Below are 12,860 nucleotides of genomic sequence, written 5' to 3'. Positions count from 1 at the left end.
TCGACTCAGGGCGCGCCCGAATCCCACAGGCCGGGCACTGGGCTCGACGAGTCCGGCGCGGCAAGGCCGAAGTGACGGTAGGTCAGCAGCGTGGCGACGCGGCCACGCGGCGTGCGTTGCAGAAAACCTTGCTGGATCAGATACGGCTCCAGCACGTCTTCAATCGTATCGCGCTCTTCGCCGATAGCCGCCGCCAGATTGTCGACACCCACCGGGCCGCCGTCGAACTTGTGCAGGATCGCTTCCAGCAGCTTGCGGTCCATCAGGTCGAAGCCGACCGGATCCACATCGAGCATCTTCAACGCGGCATCGGCCACCTGAGCGGTGATATTGCCGTCGGCTTTCACCTCGGCAAAGTCGCGCACGCGGCGCAGCAGGCGGTTGGCGATCCGCGGCGTGCCGCGGGCGCGCTTGGCGATTTCGAACGCGCCGTCCGGATGAATCTGCGCATGGAGCAGCGACGCCGAACGCGTGACGATGCGCGCCAGTTCCTCGGGGTTGTAAAACTCAAGTCGCGAAACGATGCCGAAGCGGTCGCGCAGCGGATTGGTCAGCATGCCCGCACGCGTGGTGGCGCCGACCAGCGTGAACGGCTGCAGATCGAGCTTCACGCTGCGCGCTGCGGGCCCTTCGCCGATCATGATGTCGATCTGATAATCCTCGAGCGCCGGGTACAGGATTTCCTCGACGACCGGCGAAAGCCGGTGGATCTCGTCGATAAACAGCACATCGTTCTTTTCGAGGTTGGTGAGCAGCGCCGCGAGGTCGCCGGCGCGTTCGAGCACCGGCCCCGACGTTTGCCGCAGACTGACACCCATTTCCCGCGCGATGATGTGCGCGAGCGTGGTTTTGCCCAGACCCGGCGGCCCGAACAGCAGCACGTGGTCGAGCGATTCGGAGCGGCGCTTGGCGGCCTCGATGAAGATTTCGAGCTGGCCGCGCACCTTTTCCTGCCCGACGTACTCGTCGAGCTGACGCGGGCGCAACGCACGCTCGAACGCTTCTTCGTTCGGCGATACGGGCGTGGCAGCGATGATGCGCTCAGCGGCGAGTTTGTCGGTTTCGATCATGGCTGCATTGTACCGCGCGGCGCTCGTCGCCGAATCTGGCCGAACGGCCAGGGTGCGCTTTTGGCCGTGGCGTGCGAAGCTTTAACCGTTGCATGCCGGAGCACGCCAAGCCTCGTCAAGCCTTGGAAAGCGCCTTCAGGGCGAGCTTGATGCCTTCGGACACCCCCGTGCCGGCCGGCACATTCTTGACGGCTGCCAAGGCTTCTTTTTCGGAGTAACCCAAGGCGAGCAGCGCGTTGAGGATATCGGAGGCGTGGCCGGAGGACGACACTGCGCCAGCCATCGAACCGAGATCGGCGCCGAGTTTGCCCTTCAGTTCGAGCAGCAGGCGCTCGGCGGTTTTCTTGCCGATGCCCGGCACCCGCGTCAGGCGCGCGGCGTCCTGCATCGTGACGGTCTGCGCCAGTTCGTGCACGCTCATGCCGGAGAGCACCCCTAGCGCCATGCGTGCACCGATGCCGGTGATCTTCAGCAGTTCGCGGAAGGTTGCGCGTTCCTCTGCGGTGCCGAAGCCGAACAGCAGATGGGCGTCTTCACGCACGATCATCTGGGTGAGCAGGACCACCCGTTCGCCGGTCGAGGGCAGGTTGTAGAACGTGCTCATCGGCACGTCGACTTCGTAGCCCACGCCGTTACAGTCGACGAGCAGGTGTGGCGGGTTTTTTTCCAGCAGGACGCCGGCAATGCGACCGATCATGGCGGGTTCTATCGTGAGAGAAAGGGCGAGTGTAGCGCAGCGTGTGGGTGGCGGGACGACTGCAGGGCCAGCCGTCCGCGATCGAGGACGAGCCTCTAGCCCACCAGCCGCCCGCGCCGCACCCGCAGACCCTTCTTGGCGAGCGAAGGCGCCAGGCCCCCGAGCGTGCTGAGCGTGCTGCCGCCGTGGGCATGGCAGATCGCCATGCCGAGCGCGTCGGCGGCGTCGGTGCTGGGCACGCCGGAGAGGTTCAGGAGCCGCACCACCATCTGCTGCATCTGTTCCTTGGTGGCGCGGCCATAGCCCACCACAGCTTGCTTCAACTGCAGCGCAGTGTACTCGGCCACCGGCACGCCGCCCGCCACCAGCCCGCAGATCGCGGCGCCACGCGCCTGGCCGAGCAGCAGTGTGGACTGCGGATTAACGTTGACGAACACCTTTTCGATCGCGGATTGATCGGGGGCATGCTGGCGGATCAGCGTCGAAATGCCCTCGAAGATCGTGCCCAGACGCGACGGCAGGTCGGCGTCGGCGGTCTTGATGACACCGCTTGCCACGTAGGTGAGCTGATGACCGTTCTGATCGATCACGCCGAAGCCGGTCACACGCAAGCCGGGGTCGATGCCGAGAATTCTCATGGGATGTGCTGCGAACTAAGTGCCTGCGATACTACAACGAACGGGACGCGCGACGGTGTGTGTGGGCCGTCGGAGCCGGAATAAATACCTTCGCCAGGCTGGCCGCAGCCGGACGATTGCGCGCCTGCAGAAATCAAAACGGCCCGGCGGAAAATCCGCCAGGCCGTTTTCTCTCAAGCCGTCGAGCTTGCCGCGCCAGCCTCGATCAAAAACGAAGCAACTGCGCCGGTTCAGTCAACTCCGACCGTCAACCCCGAATCAATGCCGGAAGTGACGCACGCCAGTCAGCACCATCGCGATGTTGTGCTCGTCGGCTGCTGCGATCACTTCATCGTCGCGCATCGAGCCGCCCGGCTGGATCACGCAGGTCGCACCTGCATTCACCACCACGTCGAGACCGTCGCGGAACGGGAAGAATGCGTCCGACGCCACCGCCGAGCCGGCCAGCGTCAGGCCAGCGTTCTCCGCCTTGATGCTGGCAATCCGTGCCGAGTCCACGCGGCTCATCTGGCCCGCGCCGACGCCGAGCGTCATGCCGTTGCCGCAGAACACGATCGCGTTCGACTTCACGTACTTCGCCACGCGCCATGCGAACAGCAGGTCGTCCATTTCCTTCGGCGTCGGGTGACGCCTGGTGACGACGCGCAGCTCATGCGGCTGCACATTGTGCGAATCGAGCGATTGCACCAGCAGGCCGCCGCCCACGCGCTTCAGGTCGAACGCGTTATGACCTTCGCCCAAAGCGATTTCCAGCAGACGCACATTCTTCTTCGCTTCGAACACCTGACGCGCTGCTGCGCTGAACGAAGGCGCAATCAGAACTTCGACGAACTGCTTGGCCACGGCTTGCGCTGCTGCTTCGTCCACTTCGCGGTTGAAGGCGATGATGCCGCCGAATGCCGAGGTCGGATCGGTCTGGAGCGCTTTTGCATACGCTTCGTTCGCATCCGCACCCACTGCCACGCCGCACGGATTCGCATGCTTGACGATCACGCAGGCCGGCGCCTCGAAGGTCTTCACGCATTCCCACGCTGCATCGGAATCGGCGATGTTGTTGTACGAGAGTTCCTTGCCTTGCAACTGCTTGTAGTCCGCCAGCGCACCTGCCGGCGCCGCCAGGTCGCGGTAGAACGCGGCGCTCTGGTGCGGGTTTTCGCCGTAACGCAGATCCTGCACCTTCTCGAAGGCGAGGTTGAACGTCGCCGGGTAGGTGTTGCGCGACGAATGTTGCAGCTCGTCGGTCAGGCTCGTCAGGTAGTTCGTGATCGCGCCGTCGTACTGCGCGGTATGCGCGAACACCTTGGTGGCCAGGCGGAAGTTGGTCTTGTAGCCTACCGAGTTGCCGTTTGCGCGCATCTCTTCGAGCACCACCGCGTAATCCGCAGGGTCGACCACCACCGTCACGTCGCGGTGATTCTTCGCCGCCGAGCGCAGCATGGTCGGGCCGCCGATGTCGATGTTCTCGATCGCGTCTTCCAGCGAGCACTCTTCCTTCGACACCGTCTGCACGAACGGGTACAGGTTCACGACCAGCAGGTCGATGGTCGGGATGTCGTGCTTTTCAAGCGCCGCCATGTGTTCCGGCAGGTCGCGGCGCGCGAGGATGCCGCCATGCACCTTCGGGTGCAGCGTTTTCACGCGCCCGTCGAGCATTTCCGGGAAGCCTGTGTAGTCGGCGACCTCGGTGACGGCGAGACCCGCGTCCGCGAGCAGTTTCGCGGTGCCGCCGGTGGACAGGATCTTGACGCCGAGGTCCGACAGCGATTTGGCGAAATCGACGATGCCGGACTTGTCGGAAACGGAGATGAGCGCTTGCTTGATCATGATGAAGACGAAAGCCGAAGAAAGACGTGGCAGGGGCGCCAGAAAATGACAGCGAGTTACAGCAAACCGTGCTGTTGCAGCTTCTTGCGCAGCGTATTGCGGTTGATGCCGAGATACTCGGCGGCCAGCGACTGATTGCCGCCGGCCTGCTCGAGCACCACCTCGAGCAACGGTTTCTCGACACACGAAATAACCATGTCGTAGACGTCGTGCGGATTGGAGCCGTCGAGGTCCTGGAAGTACATTCCCAGGCTGTCGCGGACTGATTGTTCGATATTGTTCTTGCTCATGCTGCTAGTCGGTCGGATTGGTCCGGCTCGCCGTTCGGGTTGACATCCTCTTCCACGTAGACGAGGCGGTCGGAGAACGCCTTTTGGGCGTCGAAGAACTCGTTGACGGCGAGAAGTTGTTCGCGCGTCGTGTCCAGCGTATTCATGCGGTGCCGGAACACATTGGCGCCAGAAAGGCCGCGAGTGTACCAGCCGATGTGCTTGCGCGCCGTGCGCACGCCCGTAAATTCGCCGTAGAACGCGTAGTGATCTTCGAGATGCTCGTTCATCACCTGCTGGATCTCGTCGATGCGCGGCGGGGGCAGCAGTTCGCCCGTCTGCAGGAAATACTCGATCTCGCGGAACAGCCACGGGCGGCCCTGCGCCGCGCGGCCGATCATGATGGCGTCGGCGCCGGTGGCGGCGAGCACCTCGCGCGCTTTTTGCGGCGAGGTGATGTCGCCGTTGGCGACCACCGGAATGCGCACTGCGGCTTTTACCGCGGCAATGGTTTCGTATTCGGCGTCGCCGTGATACAGGTCGGCGCGGGTGCGGCCGTGCACCGTCAGCATGGAAATGCCGGCATCTTCGGCCAGATGGGCCACGCTCAAGGCGTTCTTGTTGTCGCGGTTCCAGCCAGTGCGGATTTTCAGCGTCACGGGCACCGCGTCAGGGCCAACGCCCACGGCGCCCACTACGGCCTCGACGATGCGCTGCACGAGCGGCTCGTTTTGCAGCAGCGCCGAACCGGCGGCCACATTGCAGACCTTCTTGGCCGGGCAGCCCATGTTGATGTCGATGATCTGCGCGCCGTTGGCGACGTTGTAGCGCGCCGCCTCGGCCATCATGGCCGGATCCGCGCCGGCGATCTGCACGGCGATCGGCTCGACCTCGCCCGCGTGGTTGGCGCGGCGCATGGTTTTCTCGCTTTTCCACAACTGCGCGTTCGACGCGACCATCTCCGACACGGCATAGCCCGCGCCCAGCCGCTTGCAGAGCTGGCGGAACGGCCGGTCGGTCACGCCCGCCATGGGGGCGACGAACAGGTTGTTGCGCAGATTGTGGGAGCCGAGAGTGGGCATGGCAGGGGCGCAGCCGCCCCACATCGGTGTGATGGGGACGGTAGCAAATGACGAGGGAAAACCGGTATTTTAGCGTTAACGGATAGTCGACACCTGACTTGAGGGTGTCCTAACCCATTAAATGTTCTATGAAAATGCGCGGTCTCATAGACCCGCGGAACGCGAACGAGCCGCGCCAGATCAGCGGCGCTGCCCGAACATCATCTGCCGTGCCAGCGCGGTTTTGACCGGCGGCACGAATTCGAGCGCGGTCAGCGCGAGTCCGCGCAGCGTGCCGAGGGCCGGAAAGTCGACCGTGAAGAGGCGGGCGAGCGTATCGGTGGAGCGGATCGTCAGGCGCCGGTCGAGTGCGCGGCGCTGCGCGAACGTGGCCAATGCGAGCGGCGTCGGGCCGTGCTGCGAAAGCGCGTCGGCGAGCGCGTGCGCGTCGCGCAGGCCGAGATTCAGCCCTTGTCCGGCCACCGGATGCAGCGTCTGCGCCGCATTGCCGATCGCCGCGATCCGTCCCTTGACGAGCGTATCGAGGGCGTTCAGACCGAGCGGGAAGGCGGCGCGGCCTTTGATCTGCGTGAAGCGTCCCATCCGGTCGCCGAACGCGGCGCCGAGCTCCTGCAGGAACGCATCGTCGGGCAACTGGGCGCGGCGCGCCGCTTCCTCGGGCGAGCAACACCAGACGAGCGCGTAATCGGCGTCGCGTGCGCCGCCGGTCGGCAGTAGCGCGATCGGCCCTTGTTCGGTGAAACGCTCCCACGCGACATGCGGCCGCGGCGCCGAGACGCTGACGGTGCCGACCAGCGCGGTCTGGCCATAGTCGCGCGTGCCGCTGGCGCTGCCGCTTTTCTGCTGCTCGTGGAACAGCCCGCCTTCGGCATTCACCAGAATGCGGGTGCGCAGATGACGCGTGACTTCCCCGCTTTGCACCGGCAGCGTGACGCCATCGTGTTCCTGAACCGGCGTCTGCGCCGAGGTCGACTGGAACCAGTGCACCGAGGTAGGCTGTACGGCTTCGGCGAGCGCCTGCACGATCGACCCGTAGCGCAGCACGTAGCCGAGCGCGGGCAGGCCATGCTCGGTGTGGTCGATCAGCGTACGGCCGAAATGTCCGCGCTGCGAGACGTGAATGCGGTGAATCGCAGTGGCGTCCGCCGGCCAGCGCAGCGGCTCCAGAATCATCCGGCTGCCCTGCGATACAGCGATCGCGCGCGGGTCGCCCTGGGCGTCTTCCGGCCTGCGCGCGTCGATCAGCGCAATCGACAGCCGCTGGGTCGCGCTGCGGCGCGCGAGCCAGCCGGCCAGCGCGAGTCCGACCGGTCCGGCGCCGACGATGGTCACGTCGAAATCGAACGGCGCTACAGCCGCTTCAGGCGCCTCGAGCGCGCCAGTCTGCGGCGCACCGGCCGGTTGAGAAACGTCGGTCATGGGCGAGCTATCCGTCCCGTCACACGCTACGCGCAGTGCTTGTGGCCAGCGCTTCCTGCATCAGCGCTTCGATTTCGTCGGCCTTGACCGGCACGTCGCGCGTCAGCAGTTCGCAGCCGTCCGCCGTGACGACGACATCGTCCTCGATCCGGATGCCGATATGCCAGTATTTCTCGGGGACGTTTTCGGCCGGGCGAATGTAGAGGCCCGGTTCGATCGTCAGCGCCATCGACGGCCGCAAGGTGCGCGCAGGCAGCGCGCCTTGTGCATCGCGCGGCGCGCCGCGTTCGCGGTAGTCGCCGCAGTCGTGCACGTCCATGCCGATCCAGTGGCTGGTGCGGTGCATGTAGAACGGCGCATAGGCACGCTCTGCGATCACCTCGTCGACCGAGGAGTAGAGCCCCTTGTCTACGATGCCGGTATCGAGCAGCCCCTGCGATAGCACGCGCAGCGCTGCGTTATGCGGATCGTCGAAGGTGGCGCCGGGCCGAGTGGCGGCGATCGCGGCTTCCTGGGCGGCCAGCACGATGTCGTACAGCTCGCGCTGGGCCGGCGTAAAGCGGCCGTTCGCCGGGAACGTGCGGGTGATATCGGAGGCGTAGCCGTCCAGTTCGCAGGCGGCGTCGATCAGGATCAGGTCGCCGTCCTGAGCAATGGTGTTGCCTGCCGCATAGTGCAGCACGCAGGCATTGGCGCCGGCGGCGACGATCGAGCCGTAGGCCGGCCCTTGCGCACCGTGTTTGCGGAACGTGTACAGCAGTTCGGCTTCGAGTTCGTACTCGCGCACGCCGGGGCGGCACGCAGCCATGGCGCGGCGATGCGCCTGCGCTGAGATCTCGCCGGCGCGGCGCATGATCGATACTTCGTGGTTGTCCTTGAACAGACGCATCTCGTCGAGGAGCGGCAGCAGGTCGTGCGCGGCGGCGGGCGCGGCGACGCCGCTGCGGCCTTTGGCGCGCACCGCGTCGAGCCAGCGGCGCACCTGTTCGTCGAGCCCGGCCGAGCTGCCGAGCGCGTAGTGCAGCGCCGGCTTGTCGGCGAGGATCAGCGGCATCTGGATTTCGATGTCGTCAACGGCAAACGCCGCGTCGAAGCCGAACGCCTCGCGGGCGCCCTCGGGGCCGAAGCGAAAGCCGTCCCAGATCTCGCGCTCGGCGTTCTTGGCGCGGCAGAACAGGATCGAAGCCGGGCCATTCTCGCCGGCGCTGGCGTCCAGCACGAGCAGCCCCTGCGGCTCGGTGAAGCCGGTCAGGTAGTAGAAGTAGCTGTCGTGCCGGTAGGGATAGTCGGCGTCCCGGTTGCGCAGCACTTCCGGCGCGGTGGGGACGATGGCGACGCCACCGCCCGCCGCGCGAAGCGCGGCAAGCACGCGCTCGCGGCGCTTGCGGTAGACGTCGATGGCGAGAGTGGTTTCGTTTGGCTGGTTCATTGTGAGATTGTAGCGCCCTATTGGGGTACGCATTCGGCGTGCACCCAGGACACCCGGCCGGATGGACCTCCGGCGCGGTACGCGGCAATGTTGCAATCCGTCCACAGGTCCGGCGGGCGATGTTCCGGAAGATGGGGCACGGCAGTCTGGATGGCCGTCAACCAACGTATACTTCCGCCCAATTCCAGAAGCAGAAAAGGCAGATGTGATGATGAAACTCATCGGTTCGCTCGGCAGCCCGTTCGTCCGCAAGGCACGGATCGTGTTCGCCGAAAAGAAGATCGACTACAAGCTGGTGCTAGAAAACGTCTGGGCGCCGGACACCACCATCCATACCTTCAATCCGATCGGCAAGGTACCGTGTCTCGTGATGGAGGACGGCGAGGCGGTGTTCGACTCGCGCGTGATCTGCGAGTACGTGGATACGTTGTCGCCGGTCGGCAAGCTGATTCCGCCGTCGGGGCGTGAACGCGTCGAAGTGCGCTGCTGGGAAGCGCTCGCAGATGGGATGCTGGATGCGGCTGTGCTGATCCGTCTCGAAGGCACGCAACGGACCGGGGAACACCGCTCGGAGGCGTGGGTGGCGCGCCAGCAGCGCAAGATCGACGATGGCCTGGTGGCGATGTCGCAGGGGCTTGGCAGCAATCCGTGGTGCGCGGGTAATCGCTACACGCTGGCGGATATCGCCATGGGTTGTGCGCTCGGCTACCTCGATTTCCGCATGCCGCAGCTGAACTGGCGCGAGCCCTATCCGAATCTCGACAAACACTTCCAGAAGCTGTCGCAGCGGCAGTCGTTTCTCGATACGGTGCCGGCGGACTAAAAATAGCGGCGCCTCGCGGCGCCGTGCTTCTCGGCCGGGGCGAGTGCCGCCGGCCGCATCTACTTCGTAACGGCACGCTCAGGTCGCCGCCAGCTCCACCTTCGGTGCAAACGACTCAGCGCTCGCCACCGGCCACCATTTCTCGTACAGCTTGTAGCGGTAGTTGCCGTTCAGCAGATCGTTCGGCTCCAGGTACTTCAGCAGATCCGACATCAGGCTCACCTCATGCGACGACACCCGCCGCACGATGTGATGCGCGCGCAGTTCCGCTGGATGCTTGAGACCCGCAGCCTGAATGATTTCCTGCAGCGCGTGCAAGGTGTTGTGATGGAAGTTGAACACGCGGTCCGACTTGTCTGGCACCACGAGCGCACGCTGGCGCACCGGATCCTGGGTGGCGACGCCGGTCGGGCAACGGCCCGTGTGACAGGTCTGCGCCTGGATGCAGCCCACCGCGAACATGAAGCCGCGTGCCGAGTTGACCCAGTCGGCGCCGATCGCGAGGGTCTTGGTGATATCGAACGCGGTAATCATCTTGCCGCTCGCGCCGATGCGAATCCGTTGCCGCAGGCCGATACCCACCAGCGTGTTGTGCACGAGCAGCAGTCCTTCCTGCAACGGCACGCCGACGTGGTCGGTGAATTCGAGCGGGGCTGCACCGGTGCCGCCTTCCGCGCCGTCCACGACGATGAAGTCCGGCAGGATGCCCGTTTCCAGCATCGCCTTGGCAATACCGAAGAATTCCCACGGGTGGCCGATACAGAGCTTGAAGCCGGTCGGCTTGCCGCCTGAGAGGTTACGCAATCGCTCGACGAATTCGAGCAAGCCGCGCGGCGTGGAAAACTCGGAGTGAGTGGCGGGCGAAATGCAGTCGCGGCCCATCGGCACGCCGCGCGTCTCGGCAATCTCCGGCGTGATCTTGGCGGCCGGCAGCACACCGCCATGCCCCGGCTTCGCGCCTTGCGAGAGCTTCACCTCGATCATCTTCACCTGCGGCTCTTGCGCCTGTTTGGCGAACTTGTCGGGGTTGAAGGTGCCGTCGTCGTTGCGGCAGCCGAAGTAGCCCGAAGCGATTTCCCAGATGATGTCGCCGCCATGCTCGCGGTGATACTTCGACATCGAGCCTTCGCCGGTGTCGTGCGCGAAGTTGCCTTTCCTGGCGCCGAGATTGAGCGCCATGATTGCGTTGGCCGAGAGCGAGCCGAAGCTCATCGCCGAGACGTTGAAGATCGACATGGAGTATGGCTGCTTGCGATCCGGGCCGACCACCACGCGGAAGTCGTGGCCGTCGAGCTTGGTCGGCGCGAGCGAGTGGCTGATCCATTCGTGCGCGATGGCCTTCACGTCGAGTTCGGTGCCGTACGGACGGCTGTCGACGTCGTTTTTGGCTCGCTGATACACGATGCTGCGCTGGGCGCGCGAGAACGGCTTTTCATCCGTATCGTCCTCGACGAAATACTGGCGGATCTCCGGCCGGATGAATTCGAACATGAAACGGAAGTGACCCCACAACGGATAGTTGCGCAGGATCGCGTGACGCTCCTGGTTCAGATCGAACACGCCGAGCGCCACCAGCAGCGCAGGGACGATGATCCAGAACCACGACAGGTGGTGGGTGGCGGCGAGCGCCGCACAGGCGACGAGCAGCACAACCGCGCACCACATGGCCAGATAACGTCGAGAAAACATGGGGGACTCCGTTGCAGAGAGCGGTTGACCGCTGATTATTGTGTGACTGCGGGGGTACTGCGATCCTGCCGCGATCTGGCCGGACCGCCTGCGGTACTGCTTACCGCGCTGCCTGGCGCGCGGTCAGCAGCGCGGCGGTTTGAGGCTGCCGCACGACCGGCTGCGCAGTAGCCGCGTGTTCAATGATGCCGCCGCCGAGGCAAATGTCGCCATCGTAGAGCACGGCCGATTGCCCCGGTGTGACAGCCCACTGCGCGTCCACGAAATCGAGCGCGAAATGGCCGTCGGCCTCGCCCACCGTGCTGAAGGTGCAGGCGGCGTCGGCTTGCCGGTAGCGGGTTTTCGCGCCGCACGCGAAGTCTTCCGCCGGCGGGTGGCCGGCCACCCAACTGGTGTTGCCCGCGCTCAGCTGGTGGCTCAGCAGCCACGAATGATCGTGACCCTGCGCGACATAGAGCGTGTTCGACGGAATATCCTTGCCTGCGACGAACCAGGGCTCGCCGCTGCCTTCCTTGCTGCCGCCAAGTCCGATGCCCTTGCGTTGGCCGAACGTATAGAACGCGAGGCCGATATGCTCGCCGACCACCTTGCCGTCCGGCGTCTTCATCGGCCCCGGCTTGGTAGGCAGGTAGCGGTTCAGAAAATCGCGGAACGGCCGCTCGCCGATAAAGCAGATGCCGGTCGAATCTTTCTTCTTCGCGTTCGGCAGGCCAATCTGCTCGGCGATCTCGCGCACCTTCGTCTTGGGGATTTCGCCGAGCGGAAACATCGTTTTCGACAACTGCGCCTGATTGAGGCGATGCAGGAAGTACGACTGATCCTTGGTGTGATCGAGCGCCTTCAAAAGCTCGAAGCGGCCTTCGACCTCACGCACGCGCGCATAGTGGCCGGTCGCAATGGTCTCGGCGCCAAGCGACATGGCGTGATCGAGGAAGGCCTTGAACTTGATCTCGGCGTTACACAGCACGTCCGGGTTCGGCGTGCGGCCGGCCGAGTATTCGCGCAGGAATTCGGCGAACACGCGGTCCTTGTATTCGGCGGCGAAGTTGACCGCTTCGACGTCGATGCCGATCAGATCGGCCACCGAGACGACATCGATCCAGTCCTGCCGCGTCGAGCAGTACTCGCCGTCGTCGTCGTCTTCCCAGTTCTTCATGAAAAGACCGACGACATCGTAACCTTGCTCTTTGAGCAGCCATGCGGTGACCGACGAATCGACGCCGCCCGACATGCCTACTACGACTTTCTGCTTACTCATGGGTTGCCTGACTTGCTTGATCGGGTGGGCCCGACCGAATGCGTATGCACGAAGTCGAGCGGGAAACGCCGGCCTGCGAGGTAATCGTCGATACAGCGCATCACGAGCGGCGTGCGATGCCGCTCGGGGCAAGCGCGCAGCTCGTCGGCGCTCATCCACAGCGTGCGGACGATATCGGGATCGAGCGCGCGGTTGGCATCGGCCTCGCCGCTGCTGCCGCAATACGTGAAACGCAGATAGGTGACACCGCTCGCCGGGCTGCCGCTCGGGTCTTGCGCCGCGCCGCTTGCGTCGCCAGCACCACCTGCATCGCTGCGGGCCGGGCGCTCGAAATGCGTCATGTATACGCCCACCAATGCTTCGGGCGTGAACGGATGCGCGGATTCTTCGAGCGTTTCGCGCACGACCGCCTCGGCGAGCGTTTCACCCGCCTCCAGATGGCCGGCGGGCTGGTTGAGGCGCAGCCCGTCGTCCGTATGCTCCTCGACGAGGAGAAAGCGTCCGTCGCGCTCGACGATGGCGGCCACGGTGACGTGTGCAGCCCAGGTTTCCGGATTCATGGGGCGGTATTTTACCGTCTATGGACGGCGGCTGCCGGGAAGCGGGCCGCCCCCGGATTGTCCCTGATTTCGGCAAGCCCCCTGGTTTCGGTTAAAGTGGTG

General features: G+C 64.8%; 12 protein-coding genes. 1 reads left to right on the top strand and 11 read right to left on the bottom strand.

The genetic code is table 11. The features are described from left to right. Positions 1-5: 5 nt before the first annotated feature. From ruvB to pepP, 8 genes are all read right to left on the bottom strand, one after another. The gene (gene ruvB / locus BLQ92_RS22110) at positions 6-1,070 is read right to left on the bottom strand and encodes a Holliday junction branch migration DNA helicase RuvB (RefSeq protein WP_090686667.1); all 1,065 of its coding nucleotides are present in this window, start codon (positions 1,068-1,070) and stop codon (positions 6-8) included. Positions 1,071-1,185: 115 nt separating this feature from the next. Next, positions 1,186-1,767 (bottom strand): Holliday junction branch migration protein RuvA, encoded by a 582-nt coding sequence (ruvA, locus tag BLQ92_RS22105; RefSeq protein ID WP_090686666.1) that lies wholly within the window; start codon positions 1,765-1,767, stop codon positions 1,186-1,188. A 95-nt stretch (positions 1,768-1,862) separates the two neighbouring features. Continuing rightward, on the bottom strand, positions 1,863-2,405 hold the full coding sequence (ruvC, locus tag BLQ92_RS22100; protein ID WP_090686665.1) for a crossover junction endodeoxyribonuclease RuvC: 543 nt from the start codon (positions 2,403-2,405) through the stop codon (positions 1,863-1,865). A gap of 258 nt (positions 2,406-2,663) precedes the next feature. Beyond that, positions 2,664-4,229: a bifunctional phosphoribosylaminoimidazolecarboxamide formyltransferase/IMP cyclohydrolase gene (gene purH / locus BLQ92_RS22095; RefSeq protein ID WP_090686664.1), complete on the bottom strand. Its 1,566-nt coding sequence runs from the start codon at positions 4,227-4,229 to the stop codon at positions 2,664-2,666. 56 nt (positions 4,230-4,285) lie between these two features. Beyond that, positions 4,286-4,519 carry a Fis family transcriptional regulator gene (locus BLQ92_RS22090; protein WP_007180440.1) on the bottom strand — a complete coding sequence of 78 codons (234 nt, stop codon included), beginning with the start codon at positions 4,517-4,519 and terminating at the stop codon, positions 4,286-4,288. Next, complete coding sequence (dusB, locus tag BLQ92_RS22085; protein WP_090686663.1) at positions 4,516-5,580, bottom strand: tRNA dihydrouridine synthase DusB; 1,065 nt, start codon at positions 5,578-5,580, stop codon at positions 4,516-4,518. Before dusB ends, BLQ92_RS22090 begins: the two co-directional genes overlap by 4 nt. Before the next feature lie 180 nt (positions 5,581-5,760). Continuing rightward, entirely contained in the window at positions 5,761-6,999 is a 1,239-nt protein-coding gene (locus BLQ92_RS22080) for a UbiH/UbiF/VisC/COQ6 family ubiquinone biosynthesis hydroxylase (RefSeq protein WP_090686662.1), read from the bottom strand. Positions 7,000-7,018: 19 nt separating this feature from the next. Then, positions 7,019-8,428, bottom strand: coding sequence for a Xaa-Pro aminopeptidase (gene pepP, locus BLQ92_RS22075; protein WP_090686661.1), 1,410 nt, complete (start codon positions 8,426-8,428; stop codon positions 7,019-7,021). Between the two features lie 208 nt (positions 8,429-8,636). Between pepP and BLQ92_RS22070 the strand changes: the two genes are divergently transcribed. After that, entirely contained in the window at positions 8,637-9,251 is a 615-nt protein-coding gene (locus BLQ92_RS22070; RefSeq protein ID WP_090686660.1) for a glutathione S-transferase family protein, read from the top strand. Positions 9,252-9,329: 78 nt separating this feature from the next. On the opposite strand, the gene BLQ92_RS22065 is transcribed toward BLQ92_RS22070, so the two are convergent. The 3 genes from BLQ92_RS22065 to BLQ92_RS40755 all read right to left on the bottom strand — a co-directional run bounded on the left by BLQ92_RS22065 (position 9,330) and on the right by BLQ92_RS40755 (position 12,758). Beyond that, entirely contained in the window at positions 9,330-10,940 is a 1,611-nt protein-coding gene (locus BLQ92_RS22065; RefSeq protein ID WP_090686659.1) for an FMN-binding glutamate synthase family protein, read from the bottom strand. A gap of 100 nt (positions 10,941-11,040) precedes the next feature. Continuing rightward, complete coding sequence (gene mnmA, locus BLQ92_RS22060) at positions 11,041-12,198, bottom strand: tRNA 2-thiouridine(34) synthase MnmA (protein ID WP_090686658.1); 1,158 nt, start codon at positions 12,196-12,198, stop codon at positions 11,041-11,043. Further along, a complete protein-coding gene (locus BLQ92_RS40755; RefSeq protein WP_090686657.1) occupies positions 12,195-12,758 on the bottom strand; it encodes an NUDIX hydrolase in 564 nt (187 codons plus the stop codon). Before BLQ92_RS40755 ends, mnmA begins: the two co-directional genes overlap by 4 nt. Between the last annotated feature and the right edge of the window lie 102 nt (positions 12,759-12,860).

The organism is Paraburkholderia phenazinium (assembly GCF_900100735.1).
Taxonomy (GTDB): Bacteria; Pseudomonadota; Gammaproteobacteria; order Burkholderiales; family Burkholderiaceae; genus Paraburkholderia; species Paraburkholderia phenazinia.
The sequence above is the reverse complement of the archived record's forward strand: the minus strand, read 5'-3'. Positions and strand labels throughout refer to the sequence as shown.

Bases quoted from the DNA above. Each gene is read 5' to 3' on its own strand.
- ruvC (WP_090686665.1), bottom strand. From the start codon at position 2,405: ATGAGAATTCTCGGCATCGACCCCGGCTTGCGTGTGACCGGCTTCGGC.
- BLQ92_RS22065 (WP_090686659.1), bottom strand. From the start codon at position 10,940: ATGTTTTCTCGACGTTATCTGGCCATGTGGTGCGCGGTTGTGCTGCTC.
- BLQ92_RS22090 (WP_007180440.1), bottom strand. From the start codon at position 4,519: ATGAGCAAGAACAATATCGAACAATCAGTCCGCGACAGCCTGGGAATG.
- ruvB (WP_090686667.1), bottom strand. From the start codon at position 1,070: ATGATCGAAACCGACAAACTCGCCGCTGAGCGCATCATCGCTGCCACG.
- mnmA (WP_090686658.1), bottom strand. From the start codon at position 12,198: ATGAGTAAGCAGAAAGTCGTAGTAGGCATGTCGGGCGGCGTCGATTCG.
- purH (WP_090686664.1), bottom strand. From the start codon at position 4,229: ATGATCAAGCAAGCGCTCATCTCCGTTTCCGACAAGTCCGGCATCGTC.
- BLQ92_RS22080 (WP_090686662.1), bottom strand. From the start codon at position 6,999: ATGACCGACGTTTCTCAACCGGCCGGTGCGCCGCAGACTGGCGCGCTC.
- pepP (WP_090686661.1), bottom strand. From the start codon at position 8,428: ATGAACCAGCCAAACGAAACCACTCTCGCCATCGACGTCTACCGCAAG.
- ruvA (WP_090686666.1), bottom strand. From the start codon at position 1,767: ATGATCGGTCGCATTGCCGGCGTCCTGCTGGAAAAAAACCCGCCACAC.
- BLQ92_RS22070 (WP_090686660.1), top strand. From the start codon at position 8,637: ATGATGAAACTCATCGGTTCGCTCGGCAGCCCGTTCGTCCGCAAGGCA.
- dusB (WP_090686663.1), bottom strand. From the start codon at position 5,580: ATGCCCACTCTCGGCTCCCACAATCTGCGCAACAACCTGTTCGTCGCC.
- BLQ92_RS40755 (WP_090686657.1), bottom strand. From the start codon at position 12,758: ATGAATCCGGAAACCTGGGCTGCACACGTCACCGTGGCCGCCATCGTC.